The organism is Chryseobacterium sp. MHB01 (assembly GCF_034651565.1).
GTDB lineage: Bacteria > Bacteroidota > Bacteroidia > Flavobacteriales > Weeksellaceae > Chryseobacterium > Chryseobacterium nepalense.
The window spans coordinates 375,727-390,284 of record NZ_JAYEDA010000002.1 but is presented as its reverse complement, the minus strand read 5'-3'; the positions used below and the strand labels follow the sequence as shown (position 1 = coordinate 390,284).

The window sequence follows — 14,558 nt, the reverse complement described above, 5'->3', positions numbered from 1 at the left end:
TTATTTAGATGTTTGAAGCAATATTGTTTAAAACAATGGAAAGTATTTAAAATCAGTAGATTATAGCTTTGTTTTGGCATCTTATTTGCCTTTCACAAATAACAACATATATAAATTAATATTCACCTTTAAATTAAAATGTTATGAACAGCGAAGATCAAAAAAAAGAGACACACGACCATCCAGAACATCACGAACACAAAGAACATCATCCGCACAAGGAACATCACGAGGGTCCTGAACATGCAGATGAGCCGGAGCATCACGATGAGGCCGAGCATCATCAAGAAAAAGAACATCACGATGAGAAAGAACATCATGATGAGAATAAGAAGTAAATAGCATAGTTCTTATAAATACTGAATTTCAATACTGGAATTCAGTATATTTTTAATAATATAATGTACCGTATTTTAATCTTTCTTCATAAGTGAGCATTTTCAAATATTAATATTTAATTGAGTCGTTATGTATAAAATCTAGATTGAATTCGCTAATTCCAGTAATCCTACGAAACAGTCTTTCTTGCTTTTTGTCCCTTAACAAAAACATAAAGAATATCCACGGAGTATTAACTCAAGAATGACTTTTTGCTCAATCCTAAGATCTGCGGAGGCAAATTATTAGAAATACGTTGAAATACCAAAGCTGAAGCCTACAGTTTTTGCCGCAGGGTTCGCAAAAATGTCTTTCTGTTTCTGAAATCTATAATTAAGTCTAAAAACAGTTTGTGCATTGGGTCTAAAACTGATTGCAGGCATAATACTCCATAAATCTTCTCCAATTTTGCTGTTGTCTTCTCTGAAATGACCTACGTTCCAATCTACATACTCTAAACGGCATGCAAGATTAACGGTTGCTCTTTCCCAATCCAAAATTTTTCTTTTAATTATTGGCTGAACAATGTCTATAAATCCTCCATGCTGCCTGTCTCCATATTGTTGTGTATAAGTTTCCGGGACATCTACTTTAACCCAAGCCCATTCTGCAGTAATTAAAGTTCCAAGGTTTGGAAGTGTATTATTATAATCCAATGCAAATACCCGAACCCTTCTTTTATCGTCAACCTGAAGACCTTCATCCTGAAATTTATTATAGATTCCTCCCATATAAGAGACTCCAAATTCTCCTGCTTTTTCATGTCTTGTGGCAATTTTTGCTGTTAAAAGAGGAACACCGCTGTTAATTTCTTCAAAACGTTCAGGATTACTTTTGGCAGCAGGTAAGTACGTTTTGTTTTGATTATTGTCAATAATTGAATTATCAAAATTTCCTGATAGATATACCTCGTATCCGAACATCCACTCGGCTTTATACATTTTTCCATAAAATCCGAAACCAGCATTACTGAATGTAGCAGGCAACATTTCTGTAGCAGATATAGGACGATCGGTAAACTCCCATTTCGGACCGTCATGATTTTGGTTGAAAGCACCAATTGGATTCATAATAATTCCTCCTCTCAAATTAAGCAAGGGATTAAACTCTACATCAATGGCAGCAAATTCAATATTAATCTCTTTACCTCCTTCTTCTAATTCTATTTCACTCAGAAATTTAATTTTTGAGGAAATTGTAGAAGATACAAAAAGTGTCATCCTACGTAATTGAAATTGATGTCCATCAGATATACCATCAGTGCTGATATGCTGCCAATTGGCTTCCGCATAGCCACCAATAGAGACAGGCACTTTCCCTAATCCTAAGAAGGGACGCTTGTAAACGGCATCCATGTTCAAAGAGCGAGAACTGTCTACAGGTATTCTTTTTAGTAATTCAGAATCTATCTGTGCTGTGGCTTCCTGAAAAATTAAAATTATAATTAGATAGATAATTTTTTTCATACCGGTTTTTTTAAAGAAATTTTCAAAAAATCCGATTCTATGTATACTGGAAATTTTCTTAAGGTCTGATCAGCAGGACCGTTTTGTACTAAACCTTGGTTGGAAAATTCACTACCATGTGCAGGACACTGTAGCTTATCTCCAAATACTTGTAACTGGCTACCCTGATGGGTACATTGCATCCATAATGCTTCATACTCAGTTTCCGAAAAACGAAATACACAAATGGGATATTTGAGAGATTCATTTTGAATAATTACATAGGATAATTTTTTGTCAGGATATTTTGTATCCATAAAATCCTCCAAAGGCAATATGATATAATCGTCTTTAATCGCTCCTGAAATCATTTTATTGCTTATACACCCTGAAAGAATGGGAGGAATTGCAGTAAAGCCTAAACAGACCAAACTGCATTTTTTGAGAAATTCAAGTCTGTCCATAATTATAAGGATTTCAAAAATTTAATAATAGCTTCTTTTTCTTGGACTGGTAATTGAGTGTAATTGGTTCTGCTGGTTGCAGCCTCTCCCCCGTGAAGCTGTATTGCTTCTTCTATACTTTTTGCCCTGCCATCATGCATTAAGAAGTATTGACCGCCTTGTGATTTTGGAGATAAACCTAACCCCCACAGTGCAGGCGTACGCCATTCATAAGTTTTCGCAGTGCCTTCCGTATAGTTGTCATCCAAAGAAGCACCCATATCATGAAGTAATAAGTCTGTGTACGGATAAAACTTTTTATTGGATAATGGTGAAATTGAGGAGGATGAAGTTTTCAGTTCCGGGACATGACATTTATTACAACTTATCTGAGAAAATATAGTCTGACCTTGTTTAATGATACTATTTTCTGCGTCTCGCTGAATAGGTGTTTTCAATGTACGAAGATAAAATACAACATCTGCGATGGTCTTATCAGAAACTTCGGGATCAACATTCATTCCTGAATAAACATCGTGAGGATTAAAAGTTGAAGTAATGCCCATATCTTGATTGTAAGCATTAACGGTTTGTTGTAGTAAACTGTATGTGGATGCCTTTTTACCAAATCTTCCGATATACTTCCCTCCTTTTGTTACAGCAAAGAAGAATGGTGCTTGATATGCCGGAAGATCAATATAATTGGGGACTCCTGAGATGCCATCATTATTTGTATCAAAAGGGTCAGCCATTGCCAAAATATCCATATCAGAAACCAATTCAATAAAACCTAATCCGGTATTGGCAGGCGGAGTAAATTTAGAAAATGTTGCTCCGGGAGGAATTGCTTCCGGAGTATAACCTGGTATCGCCCTATTTTGCAATTGAGGACCACCTAAAAGCAAAAATAAATTTCCTGTTTCGTCAGTCTGTCCAAAACGTATAAGAGTAGTAAAGGGAGTCCCTTTTCCATCACCAGCATGACAGCTTCCACAACTTGTTGCCACGAAGGTTGGACCAAGACCTTTCCCGACCGTGAAGGTTTCATCGTTAAAGGCGATATCCCCTCGCAAAAATTGTTGGTTTTCAGCATATGATAACCCCACAATGGAGCCATCAAGTAATTCACTCTCATCTATCGCTTCAGGCTGAAGTTTATCACAAGCTTGTACGATCAGAAAAAGAAGATAGAAAATTATAATAATAGGTATATATCTCTTGCTCACGTTTTTTTTTCAAATATAATAAAAAGTTAGATTAATCTAACTTTTTATTTCGCTATGTCTAATTATTTTTATGACTGCTGTGCATTTATAGCAAACACTATAAATAAAGATTAGATAATTTGAAACGGAATTTAATCTCAGGATATGTGCTGTTAGGATATTTTTCTTGAAAAACAATAACCTTTATCGCATAGTAAATTAATGTGGATATTGAACAGTCCTAGTGTACAAATTTTAATAGCCAGACGAAACAGTTGGTTGCCAAGTGCTAAGGTTGACCGTCTTAATAGTAGTAGGTAATTATTTTTTGTAAATTATACAATTTTACCATCTAAACTTACCAAAGATAAAAAGGATGATAGTTCATTAATGATTTTTGGTTTGGGGATTTATATCAAAAGCGAAAAATGATTAGGGCAGGGTATATTTGTTATTTGAAAATCTGTGGATTATGGAAGAGATAGAAAAAAGATCTACATTTATTTGTGAAAAATAAAAAAAAACATATCTTTGCACCAGTAAAAACGACGCACTCTATTTTTGTTTATTAAAGTGACCTATTCGGTGACCTAAAAATAAGAGAACGACATAAAGCTTATGGATAGGGAGTTTTTCAAATAAGAACAAGTCCCGTCCGGATCGCAGAAGTTTTATCAGTTTCTTTAAAAAATTGATCCGGTAGTTCAGCTGGTTAGAATGCCGCCCTGTCACGGCGGAGGTCGCGGGTTCGAGTCCCGTCCGGATCGCAGCAATTATAAAGTCATCAATTAATTTTGATGACTTTTTTATTTTAAACTGGATTCCCACATAATGAAAATGAAGTATTTTAAAGCAATATAGTTTGTTATCTCTATATCGGAACAGGTTGTTCTGTGATGCATCAAATTCCTTCTGAAGAAATATCTTTTCTTGAATCATCAAGAATTTAAAAATGTCTTACAGCTGCCCCGTATTTTTACGGTATTTTAAATTCTGATTTTTATTATTCGGATTTAGGTCTGATATTTGTACTGAATTGCAAAACGATTCGGGTACTTATTTATGAAAAACATATTGAAAAAAAAATCATTTCTTTTCACATTACTTATAGCTTTAACGGTAGTTTCCTGTAAAAAGGAAATCGAAAAAATTAACGACAAAGTCAATGATGCATCTTCATCCATCAGTGAAGATTCTAAAAAAGAAGATTCATCGACAGCAAAAAAAGATTCTGTTGTACAGAAACAGTCATTACCCCCTGCAATGCAGGAATATGGTTTTTATAATGCCTATATTTTTCCTAAAGATAAAAAAGTAAGAGACTCTCTTTTTGCTTTATTTAATAAAAAATTTACGGAAAAAGAACGTTACGCGATTCTCGCTTTAAACAGACTTGATTCAAAAAATAAGTGGAATGCAGATACATTGGTAGTCCCTGCTAAGATTGATACTACGTTAATGGAATATTCTCCGTTTCCCATGCAGCTGGATGTTTTAAGTCCGGTGAAAAAATTTGTTGTCTTCTCGTACCCGATTCAGGCATACGGTGTTTATTCCAACGGAAGCCTGGTAAAATGGGGTCCGACAAGTATGGGAAAAAAGGCAGCTAAAACAAAAACGGGACTTACGTTTGCCAACTGGAAGAAAAAATTGGCTATTTCCACCGTAAGCAGCGAATGGAAACTTCCTTATAATTTTAATATCTTTAATTTGGACGGAATCGGGTGGCATCAGTATGATCTGCCAGGATATCCTGCGTCACACTCCTGTTTACGATTATTGATGAATGATGCAAAATGGCTATACAATTATGCAGATACCTGGGTTCTCAATCCGGGAGGAGCAACAACCAAAGCAAAGGGAACGGCAGTTCTTGTGTATGGAGATTACCCGTGGGGAAAACGTAAGCCATGGAGAAAATTGCTTAATGACCCAAATTCCAATAATATTTCTGTTGAAGAAATGACAAAAATGATCGAACCCAATATTGAAAAAATACTCAAAGAACAGGATAACAGGGAAAGGGTAGTAGATTCAATAAAAGCGGCGAAAGCGGTTTTGGAGCAAATGCCACAAACCACAAAAACTGTTGAACCTTAGATAACTCGGATTAAATTTTTACTCAATATTTTCAATGCAAGAAGCTGATGCTTTGAAGTATTACAAAAGGTGCGCAGGTTTAATGTAAAACCTGCGCACCTTTTAATCAAAAGCTAAGCACCTTTCACATTAAACCTGCGCAGCTTTTTTAAAGGATGCCGGAAACAGTGTTTTTATAAGGTTTAACTTTGTTTCTGATTTTCGGTTTTGCTTTTAATTTATTTTTTCAAATTGTAAAGTAGATTCTTCGGCAAATCTTCTGAGTTTCAGCATTTCATCTTTAGCTTTATGTTGCCCGAACCTTGCTGCGGCATACGTAATAGCAATAAATATCAGCATTACAAATGAAGCGTTAAGTGCCCATGGAAAATCATGGCTGTTAATTTGCTTTTCTACATAGTACATGGAAAAAAAGACCATCCAAAGAATCGAAAAAGAAAAATAGAGGAACATAAAAAACGTCCAGACGGCCGAACTTGGGCCAAAGATACCTCGTATTGTCGTCTCATCTTCCTCAATTTCTATCCGTAACGATAATCTGGGTTTCCAATAGCCTTCATCTTCGGTTTTTACACAAATTGTCGCTACTTCTTTGTTGATATTCCCGGAAAATTCGTCTGTATGTTCTGCCAGATATTTTTTAAGATTTTCTGCATATTCCTCTTTAGTAAGATCGGTAAACATCTTAAAACGCGGTCTGGTTCTTATTTTGTCTATGGTTGTTTCTTCTGTTTTCATATTATTCCTGATAAGGTATAGGGTCTTCCAAAGTAAAACGAAGAGACATTTTTCTGTTTTTTCGTTCAATAACCATTTCTATGGTACGGCCTTCTTCAGACTTCATGAGTTCTAAAATCTTTTGTAAAGTCATATCTGCAGTTTTCTTGCCATTTATAGTAATGAGCCGGTCATCTTTCTGCAATCCTGCTTTTGCTCCGGGAGAATCTTTCCGCACCCCCGCAATTGAGAAGATGGGTTTAAGAATAAAATTATACTGCACGCTGCTGCTGAATATTTCTGTGCCACCTGAAGATTTGCTTTGGCTTTTCGTGGGAAGATTTACAATATCTTTTGTCCATTCCATTCCATCCTGTTTAAAATCAAGGCCGCTCATATTGAAATGAAAAGGATCATAAAAATTGCGGTTTTTTTTGAGGTATATTTTCTCATGGGCATAGTCCAGGGCTACGGTAAAACGTCTCATAATATCTCCACCTACAGAACCTTTCCTGTTTTCAACAAGGCTTACGTGTTGTATGGAATATTCGTCGGGCATTGCCGTAAGCGGTTTTTCAAATTTAAATTTGCCTAAATAGAGATTATGAATACGGCTTCTTTTTCCATAGATGTCACCATTAAAACCTCTTCCCAAAAAATCGTCAATATTGGGTCTGTTATACACAAAATCTTTTATGAGTTTGGGGAAAAGCCATATCGGATCACTGTTCCCCAGATCAATAAGAAGTTTTGAACTTTTCTTTTCCCTGGTCATTTCCACATCAGCAAAAATGTAAGGTTTATTTTTTTCAATACTTATATCTGATTCACTGAAACTTTTTATCTTTTTTCTGAACAGATCTGTATCATTATAAATGGTAAGCTTTTTAGACATATAGTCAATAACCACCGGATGATTCTTAAAAAAATGATAACCGATGATTCCGTTCACAGGAATTCCTACATGGGAAGAAATATTGAAATCCTGATCTGTGATGATATATACGGTCATGGAATCATTCACGAAATTTTTTCCGATTTTCCCAAAATTATTCTCCGACCGGAATCCGTCAATACTTCTTTCACCCCCTAATCCCGAAAACTTTATTTTTTCAACGTTTATAAGTTTTAGCTCTTTATTTTCCAGACTGAAAATGGATGTTTCAGCGACTCCTGTATCAAGCAAAAATGTAAGCTCTGCACCGTTAATATTAACCGGGATGAATATCAGATTGTTGATAAATTTAAATGGAATAACTGTTTTTTTTGCATCCCTGAGTTCAAAAGAATTCTGGGCATTAATAAAAATACTTAAGAAAAAAATCCAGAAAAAGTAAATCAGTTTCATGTATTGAATTTAATCATTTTATCTGAATTTTAATAAAAAAAGCATTCTCAATAGAAGAGAACGCCTGAATATTTTTAAACAATTAAAAAAAAGGATGAATAATTGTAAAATTATTTCGAGAAAAAGTCCATAAGATCCATATAGTTTTTCTGGTTTACTCCGTGACCGCTCATATATTCCCTGAACGAAAAGTAGCATCCGAGGTCATACAGTAGATCGGCAGCCTTTCTTCCCCAATCCAGCGGAATGATAGCATCGTCTGTTCCATGAGAAATAAAGAAGCGAAGTTTTTCAAGTTTTTTCTTGTCTTTCACAATATTATCCAGCAGTTTTTCTTCAGGATAACTGCTTAAGCATGCAATCAGATTAAACATTTCAGGATATTTCAGGGCAAGTGCATAGCATAGAATCCCACCCTGACTAAAACCGCAGAGGTGTGTTTTTCCGTTCGTAATGCCGTAACGGTTGATGATATTCAGAATGCTTTCCAAAATACTGTTTAGGGATTCTGTTGCCTGTTGAACATCTACAAAGTGTTCAGGATTATTAAAATCGATATCATACCATGAATATCCCTCAAACTGTGTTGGTTTAGGAGCTCTGAAGCTTACGATAATCCAGTCTGCTGGAAGGGTTTCCCGAAAGCTGAAGAGATCCTGTTCATTGCTTCCGTATCCGTGAAGCATAAAAAGGATCGTTGTTTCTGAAGTGATATGTTCCGGCTCTCTTACAATATAATCTAAATTCATTGGGCAAAGATAATTAATAAAGGTTTAATGATCATTTCATAAAGTAAAAATGAGACCATCTTAAATGGAATGACAAACTGTCTTTATATTACAAATAAGATTTATTAAATCGATATTTTTTAGAAATTTTTATTGGAAAATTTTCACGAAACCTATTTTTATATTGATAAAAAACCTATATTTGAAACATTAAAAATCTATTTGGAAAAAATGAAGCAATTTTACAAATCAAAAAGTTTACTAAAGCTTTCTTTTTTATTCGCCGTACTATTTTCGGTAATTTCTGTTCTTAACTCTTGTAAAGATGATGACGAAGACGAGTTCACGGATCATATTATTCAGCTTGAGGCAAAAATAAATGTAAAAGGACCAACTCCTCCTCCTACAACACCTCCTACTGTGAATTTTAAAGCGGTTGTTACCCAGATAGGAACAAGTCCTCAGACAACTTTTAACCCAACAGGATTAGTCTGGTCATCAGGAGACCAATTTGTAAGCTCAAGTCAGTCTCAGGTAAGCATTGCAGCTAATGCAGTTCTTCCTTATGCAGATTCAGAATTGATCGTAAATATTTACGTTGACGGAGAACTTGCAAAAACGAAAAAAGTAGTAGGATCTGGAGAGAAAAATGCTTCTACATATTACAGCTTTTTAGAATTATAAGAATATAATATTAATAATATATAAGACTGCTTAGGCGGTCTTTTTTTATGAGTAAATCTGAAATATCAAGCTTGACATAAAAAAGATTCGGGCGCGGGATTGAAAATCCCGCGCCCGAATCTTTTTTATAAGAAATAAATTAAATCGCTTTTACAATAAACTGATTTCTTTTACCTTTTTGCAAGAGAAGGAATTTACCATCAACAAAGTCGTTTTCACTAATAGCAAAAGATGCATTTACTTTTTGTTTATTTACAGAGATTGCATTTCCTTTTAATTCTCTTTGGGCTTCGCTTTTAGATTTTAAAAATTTTGATTCAGAAAGCAAATCAACTATATTTAAACCTATAATATTAGCTTTTTGCATTTCAGCGTTAGGAATTCCATCAAAAATTTCCTCAAAAATTTCCTCATTCATATCATCCATTCCTTTACTGAATAAAATTTCAGAAGCTCTCAAAGCTTTTTCATATTCTTCTCTTCCATGAACCCATACCGTAACTTCTTCTGCAAGCTTTTTCTGAAGCTTTTTCTCATGTTCTACAGTTTTATGTTCCTCAATTAGGGATTCTATTTCCTCTTGTCCCAGGAATGTATAGAATTTAATGAATCGTTCAGCATCATCATCCGTCGCATTCAGCCAGAACTGGTAGAATTTGTAAGGAGAAGTTTTCTTTTTATCCAGCCAGTAGTTTTCTCCGCTTTCGGATTTACCGAATTTGGAACCGTCGGCTTTGGTGATCAAAGGAACCGTTAATGCAAACGCTTCGCCCTGTGCTTTTCTGCGGATCAGTTCCGTTCCGGTAGTGATATTTCCCCACTGGTCGGAACCTCCCATCTGAAGTTTCACATTGTTATTCTGGTACAAATGCAGAAAATCATACCCCTGGATCAGCTGGTACGTAAATTCCGTAAAACTCATTCCTTCTGCTCCGGCTTCCCCCGAAAATCTTTTTTTCACGGAATCTTTGGCCATCATATAATTGACGGTAATATTTTTTCCCACATTTTTTGCAAAATCAAGGAAAGAAATATTCTTCATCCAGTCATAATTATTGACAAGCTCAGCTTTATTAGGCTCACTTCCTGAGAAGTCAAGAAATCTTGACAGCTGATTTTTCAGGCAGTCTACATAATGAAGAAGTGTTTCCTCATCCAAAAGATTTCTTTCTGAAGATTTTCCCGAAGGATCTCCAATCATTCCTGTAGCACCTCCTACCAAAGCAATGGGCTTATGACCGTGCTGTTGAAAGTGGGCAAGAATTTTTATCTGAATAAGACTTCCAATATGTAAAGAATCCGCAGTAGGATCAAAACCGATATAGGCTGTTGTCATTTCCTTATTCAGTTGTTCATCCGTTCCGGGCATCATGTCTGCAAAAAGACCGCGCCATTTCAATTCTTCAATAAAAGAGTTCATTATTTTTAACTTTAAAATTTAGGTGCAAAGATAATCATTTCAGGGAAATAAGGCGAAGGGAAGAATTTGTCATTTATAATTATCTAAACTTTTAATTTCTTTTTTAGGAGCTTTTTCCTGCTCTCCGCACTCGCTATTTTTTTCTTTCGGCGCGGCAGCGAAGCTGCCGCGCCGAAAGAAAAAAATGAGCTCAGACAATTGCTGCGATCAGGGCTAGACTCCAGTCGGAAATACAATTACTGGAACGAAATTCATGGATGCCGTGCTTTGTATTTTTAGCCAAAATCGGTATATTTGTTTATAATGAACGAAGAACAATTATTCCAGCTTATTACAAAAGCAAAGGAAAAAGACCAGAAGGCGCAGACCAGGCTCATCAACATTTTCTGGGTTGATGTTTTTTCTTTTATAATGAAAAAAGTTCATGATGAAAACGATGCAGACGAAATAACAGTCAATGTTTTTTCAAAAGTATTGTCAAAGCTTGATATGTATGATCCTCACTTTCAGTTTAAAACATGGGTGCTTACCATTGCTCAGAATACCATCATCGATTTCTGGAGAAGAAAAAGCAGGGAAAATCAGGATCCTACCGAAAATCTTGAAGAAGTAAAAAATCAATATGCAAAATCTCCGGAAGAGTTGATGATCTCTGAAGAAGAACAGAAAAAAATCATTAAGACTATTGAATCGCTGGATGCCAATTACCAGGATATCATCAAGCTACGGTTTTTTGAGGAAAAAAGCATTAAAGAAATAGCAGAGGAACTCGGTATATCTGTTGCCAATACCAAGGTCCGGGTAATGCGCGCGAAAAAAGTATTGGCCGAATTGTTAAAAAACAATGAATTTGAAGATAATTAACGGTATAAAATTATTCGTTCAGACTGTCATCTGTAGAATCTAAATAATGCTTAATCTCAAAATCGAATAATTCCCTTTTCATAATCACAAATAAACTTTCTCTTTTGTCTTTGGAAGTAAAATTTCTCTTCGTTTTTCCTGATTCCTGTTTTGCAGATTAATTTTCATCCCTTTTTTAATGAAAATTTCACTTTTTGAATTTCCATATTCTTCAGTATTTTCAACTTCTTTTTCAAAAATAAGTTGTCCTGTGGACAGGTTAAAGTCAACGTCGATCCAGTATTCTTCAGGCTTTCCACTGTCGGATGAATATCCGATCAGCTCAAAGTGCCCGTTCTGGAATCGATACTTGTCCGTATAGCCCCATTTCCAGCTGCTTCCTCCGGCCTGGGTAATCATTAAAATTCCATTTTTAATTTCGGTGCTCTGATAGGGATCGCCCATCATACCGCCATCCTTACTTTTTAGAATAGCATTCCTTGACTTTTCTAGGATTGTCCATTTTTGATTTACTCTCTTTAATATCTGGATTTCACGGAAGTTGCCAAAATCAGTGGTATCTTTTGTATTGTAAACAATCACTTTTTCAGGAATATGGTCACCATCAAGGTCTCCGTTAACCGTTTCAATAACTGTAGCACCTTGCGGCTGAAATTCTTTTTGAGCAAAACACAATATATTTAATGTTACCGTTAAAAAGCATAAGATAGATTTCATGAGATGATAATTATATTTAAAATTACAAAATTATATGTTTCATCAATCTCTGTCTTTGATTGTTTCGATAAAAAAATCACTAACTTTGAACCTTCAATTTGAGATATACATGGAGGATTTAATTCAAAATACAACCGTTCAGAAACCAAAATGGATCCGTGTAAAACTTCCTACCGGTAAGAATTACAGAGAGCTGAGAACTTTGGTTGATAAATATAAATTAAATACAATTTGTCAGAGCGGAAGCTGCCCGAATATGGGTGAATGTTGGGGCGAAGGTACGGCAACCTTCATGATCCTCGGGAATATCTGTACGAGAAGCTGCGGATTTTGCGGAGTGAAAACCGGAAAACCGCTTGATGTAAATTGGGACGAACCTGAAAAAGTTGCCCGCTCCATCAAATTAATGAAGATCAAACATGCTGTACTTACTTCGGTAGACCGTGATGATCTGAAAGATATGGGGTCCATTCTTTGGGCGGAAACCGTAAATGCCGTAAGAAGAATTTCTCCGGGAACTACTATGGAAACACTGATTCCGGATTTTCAGGGGATCACAAAACATATTGACCGCCTGGTTGATGTTGCTCCTGAAGTAATTTCCCATAATATGGAAACGGTAAAGCGTCTTACCAGAGAAGTAAGAATTCAGGCAAAATATGAAAGAAGTCTTGATGTCCTGAGATATCTGAAAGAAGCCGGCCAGCGAAGAACCAAAACCGGGGTAATGCTCGGCTTAGGAGAGACTAAAGATGAGGTTTTTCAGACCATTGAAGACATCAGAAATGCAAATGTAGATGTCATTACATTAGGACAATATCTGCAGCCGACCAAGAAACATCTTCCTGTAAAAAAATTCATTACTCCTGAAGAGTTTGATGAATTTGGAGATTTTGCAAGAAGCTTGGGATTCAGGCATGTGGAAAGTTCACCGTTGGTGAGAAGTTCTTATCACGCAGAAAAACACATTCATTAAACATATATCGCTTCAGTTTTGAAGCGATTTTTTTGACCATTTATTATTCCTGCTTATAATTCAATTCTTCAGCAATACATATATCTTCAATAACTAAGCTTAAACGGTGTACAATTAAAAAGGATTCCCCGGCATAATTAAAATTAATTCGGAATCAACTTTATTCTTATAAAAAAATCATATTTAGTATTTGATATCAATAGGTTAATATAGAAGAACTTTATGTCATTTTGGTTAATGCATAAATGATTATTTGTGCCGAATTTTGCACGTTTAAAGAAAAGATAATGAAATTAGATAAAAAAATAATACCTCTCGCCATTGGAGGATTGGGAATCGGGACAACGGAGTTTACGATTATGGGACTGCTTCCGGATATGGCAAAAAGCTTACAGATCAGTATTCCTGAAGCAGGGCATCTCATTTCTGCTTATGCATTTGGAGTAGTGGTGGGAGCACCAATTCTCATTGGATATTCGGTTAAATTTTCTCCTAAAAAAGTACTGATGGCATTAATGGTAATTTTCACATTATTTAATGCACTCTCAGCTATAGCACCAGACTATACTACCATGATGATGATCCGTTTTCTTTCGGGGCTTCCCCATGGTGCGTTTTTCGGAGTGGGAACCGTAGTTGCGGCAAGAATGGCTGCCAAAGGAAAAGAGGCATTCAATATTTCATTGATGTTTACAGGACTCACCATTGCCAATCTTGCTATGGTGCCCTTTGTAACCTATATTGGCCATAGCTTTCACTGGAGATGGTATTTTGCCATTGTGTCGGTAATTGGTTTGCTGGCTCTTTTGTTTCTGAAACTATGGCTTCCGGACGTAAAGTCTGATAAGGAGACCCATTTTATGGAAGAATTAAAGTTCCTTAAAAAAAGACAAGCCTGGCTGGTTTTAATGATTACGGCGATTGGTTTTGGCGGACTGTTTACCTGGTTCAGCTATATTACGCCGCTTATGACGATTGTTTCAGGAATACCGGAAGGTTATATGGCTTACGTAATGATTTTGGCCGGAGCCGGGATGGTGGTCGGAAATCTGGCCGGAGGATATTTATCCGATAGGCTAAGTCCCGAAAAAACATGTTCTTTGCTGTTGTTTTTAATGATGATTTCTTTGGCCGGTGTATTTTTCTTATCGGAATACCGTAACGTTTCGCTTACTCTTACTTTTATATGCGGAGCATTGTCTATGTCTGTAGCCGCACCGATTAATATCATGATGATGAAAGCCGCACCGAAAAGTGAAATGATGGCAGCTGCATTTATGCAGGCGGCCTTCAATATTGCCAATGCCATGGGAGCATTTCTTGGAGGGATTCCTTTGGAAAAAGGCTATGCCTTCAATTATCCTTCACTGGTGGGAGTTGGGATGACGCTGATAGGGCTTATCATTAGTGTACGGTACAAATATCTTTATGCATCAGAAAATCAGCAAACAATAGCGGATTGTGTTTCATGTGAAAAATAATAAATAAAAAGACCATCTTAAAAAGATGGTCTTTCTGTTGTTTTTATAATAA

The 14,558-nt window shown here is 35.9% G+C and carries 14 protein-coding genes and 1 tRNA gene; 7 read left to right on the top strand and 8 right to left on the bottom strand.

Features of this window, described 5'->3' with window-relative positions; genetic code table 11:
- Positions 1 to 143: 143 nt before the first annotated feature.
- Positions 144 to 338 carry a hypothetical protein gene (locus U9K52_RS05400; protein ID WP_034975906.1) on the top strand — a complete coding sequence of 65 codons (195 nt, stop codon included), beginning with the start codon at positions 144 to 146 and terminating at the stop codon, positions 336 to 338.
- A 285-nt stretch (positions 339 to 623) separates the two neighbouring features.
- Here the strand turns inward: U9K52_RS05400 and U9K52_RS05395 are convergent, their stop codons facing one another.
- The 3 genes from U9K52_RS05395 to U9K52_RS05385 are packed head-to-tail and all read right to left on the bottom strand — an operon-like array spanning position 624 to position 3,492.
- Positions 624 to 1,844: a hypothetical protein gene (locus U9K52_RS05395; protein WP_034975904.1), complete on the bottom strand. Its 1,221-nt coding sequence runs from the start codon at positions 1,842 to 1,844 to the stop codon at positions 624 to 626.
- Positions 1,841 to 2,287: a ubiquinol-cytochrome c reductase iron-sulfur subunit gene (locus U9K52_RS05390; RefSeq protein ID WP_051879933.1), complete on the bottom strand. Its 447-nt coding sequence runs from the start codon at positions 2,285 to 2,287 to the stop codon at positions 1,841 to 1,843. Before U9K52_RS05390 ends, U9K52_RS05395 begins: the two co-directional genes overlap by 4 nt.
- Positions 2,288 to 2,289: 2 nt before the next feature.
- The gene (locus U9K52_RS05385) at positions 2,290 to 3,492 is read right to left on the bottom strand and encodes a di-heme oxidoredictase family protein (protein ID WP_072410600.1); all 1,203 of its coding nucleotides are present in this window, start codon (positions 3,490 to 3,492) and stop codon (positions 2,290 to 2,292) included.
- Positions 3,493 to 4,164: 672 nt separating this feature from the next.
- Between U9K52_RS05385 and U9K52_RS05380 the strand changes: the two genes are divergently transcribed.
- Both U9K52_RS05380 and U9K52_RS05375 read left to right on the top strand, forming a co-directional pair.
- Positions 4,165 to 4,238, top strand: a tRNA-Asp gene (locus U9K52_RS05380).
- A 307-nt stretch (positions 4,239 to 4,545) separates the two neighbouring features.
- The gene (locus U9K52_RS05375; protein WP_322925619.1) at positions 4,546 to 5,571 is read left to right on the top strand and encodes a L,D-transpeptidase; all 1,026 of its coding nucleotides are present in this window, start codon (positions 4,546 to 4,548) and stop codon (positions 5,569 to 5,571) included.
- A 213-nt stretch (positions 5,572 to 5,784) separates the two neighbouring features.
- On the opposite strand, the gene U9K52_RS05370 is transcribed toward U9K52_RS05375, so the two are convergent.
- The 3 genes from U9K52_RS05370 to U9K52_RS05360 all read right to left on the bottom strand — a co-directional run bounded on the left by U9K52_RS05370 (position 5,785) and on the right by U9K52_RS05360 (position 8,385).
- Positions 5,785 to 6,309, bottom strand: a complete 525-nt coding sequence (locus U9K52_RS05370; protein WP_263602535.1) for a hypothetical protein — start codon at positions 6,307 to 6,309, stop codon at positions 5,785 to 5,787.
- Between the two features lies 1 nt (position 6,310).
- Positions 6,311 to 7,636: a PDZ domain-containing protein gene (locus U9K52_RS05365; RefSeq protein ID WP_322925618.1), complete on the bottom strand. Its 1,326-nt coding sequence runs from the start codon at positions 7,634 to 7,636 to the stop codon at positions 6,311 to 6,313.
- Positions 7,637 to 7,746: 110 nt separating this feature from the next.
- Positions 7,747 to 8,385, bottom strand: a complete 639-nt coding sequence (locus U9K52_RS05360) for an alpha/beta hydrolase (protein WP_248394354.1) — start codon at positions 8,383 to 8,385, stop codon at positions 7,747 to 7,749.
- Between the two features lie 210 nt (positions 8,386 to 8,595).
- Here U9K52_RS05360 and U9K52_RS05355 point away from each other — a divergent pair, with 210 nt between their 5' ends.
- Positions 8,596 to 9,048 (top strand): hypothetical protein, encoded by a 453-nt coding sequence (locus tag U9K52_RS05355; protein WP_248394352.1) that lies wholly within the window; start codon positions 8,596 to 8,598, stop codon positions 9,046 to 9,048.
- 139 nt (positions 9,049 to 9,187) lie between these two features.
- Here U9K52_RS05355 and tyrS read toward each other — a convergent pair whose 3' ends face one another.
- Positions 9,188 to 10,468: a tyrosine--tRNA ligase gene (gene tyrS, locus U9K52_RS05350; protein WP_322925617.1), complete on the bottom strand. Its 1,281-nt coding sequence runs from the start codon at positions 10,466 to 10,468 to the stop codon at positions 9,188 to 9,190.
- Between the two features lie 303 nt (positions 10,469 to 10,771).
- On the opposite strand from tyrS, the gene U9K52_RS05345 reads away from it, so the two are divergent.
- The gene (locus U9K52_RS05345) at positions 10,772 to 11,332 is read left to right on the top strand and encodes an RNA polymerase sigma factor (RefSeq protein WP_263602538.1); all 561 of its coding nucleotides are present in this window, start codon (positions 10,772 to 10,774) and stop codon (positions 11,330 to 11,332) included.
- A gap of 84 nt (positions 11,333 to 11,416) precedes the next feature.
- Here U9K52_RS05345 and U9K52_RS05340 read toward each other — a convergent pair whose 3' ends face one another.
- Entirely contained in the window at positions 11,417 to 12,049 is a 633-nt protein-coding gene (locus tag U9K52_RS05340) for a hypothetical protein (protein ID WP_322925616.1), read from the bottom strand.
- Positions 12,050 to 12,158: 109 nt separating this feature from the next.
- On the opposite strand from U9K52_RS05340, the gene lipA reads away from it, so the two are divergent.
- Both lipA and U9K52_RS05330 read left to right on the top strand, forming a co-directional pair.
- On the top strand, positions 12,159 to 13,025 hold the full coding sequence (lipA, locus tag U9K52_RS05335) for a lipoyl synthase (protein WP_248394344.1): 867 nt from the start codon (positions 12,159 to 12,161) through the stop codon (positions 13,023 to 13,025).
- Between the two features lie 287 nt (positions 13,026 to 13,312).
- Entirely contained in the window at positions 13,313 to 14,506 is a 1,194-nt protein-coding gene (locus U9K52_RS05330) for an MFS transporter (RefSeq protein WP_322925615.1), read from the top strand.
- The last annotated feature ends 52 nt before the right edge of the window (positions 14,507 to 14,558 follow it).

Coding starts and splice junctions, on each gene's coding strand:
- U9K52_RS05390 (WP_051879933.1), bottom strand. CDS start 2,287: ATGGACAGACTTGAATTTCTCAAAAAATGCAGTTTGGTCTGTTTAGGC.
- U9K52_RS05345 (WP_263602538.1), top strand. CDS start 10,772: ATGAACGAAGAACAATTATTCCAGCTTATTACAAAAGCAAAGGAAAAA.
- U9K52_RS05340 (WP_322925616.1), bottom strand. CDS start 12,049: ATGAAATCTATCTTATGCTTTTTAACGGTAACATTAAATATATTGTGT.
- U9K52_RS05330 (WP_322925615.1), top strand. CDS start 13,313: ATGAAATTAGATAAAAAAATAATACCTCTCGCCATTGGAGGATTGGGA.
- tyrS (WP_322925617.1), bottom strand. CDS start 10,468: ATGAACTCTTTTATTGAAGAATTGAAATGGCGCGGTCTTTTTGCAGAC.
- U9K52_RS05370 (WP_263602535.1), bottom strand. CDS start 6,309: ATGAAAACAGAAGAAACAACCATAGACAAAATAAGAACCAGACCGCGT.
- U9K52_RS05360 (WP_248394354.1), bottom strand. CDS start 8,385: ATGAATTTAGATTATATTGTAAGAGAGCCGGAACATATCACTTCAGAA.
- lipA (WP_248394344.1), top strand. CDS start 12,159: ATGGAGGATTTAATTCAAAATACAACCGTTCAGAAACCAAAATGGATC.
- U9K52_RS05365 (WP_322925618.1), bottom strand. CDS start 7,636: ATGAAACTGATTTACTTTTTCTGGATTTTTTTCTTAAGTATTTTTATT.
- U9K52_RS05395 (WP_034975904.1), bottom strand. CDS start 1,844: ATGAAAAAAATTATCTATCTAATTATAATTTTAATTTTTCAGGAAGCC.
- U9K52_RS05355 (WP_248394352.1), top strand. CDS start 8,596: ATGAAGCAATTTTACAAATCAAAAAGTTTACTAAAGCTTTCTTTTTTA.
- U9K52_RS05400 (WP_034975906.1), top strand. CDS start 144: ATGAACAGCGAAGATCAAAAAAAAGAGACACACGACCATCCAGAACAT.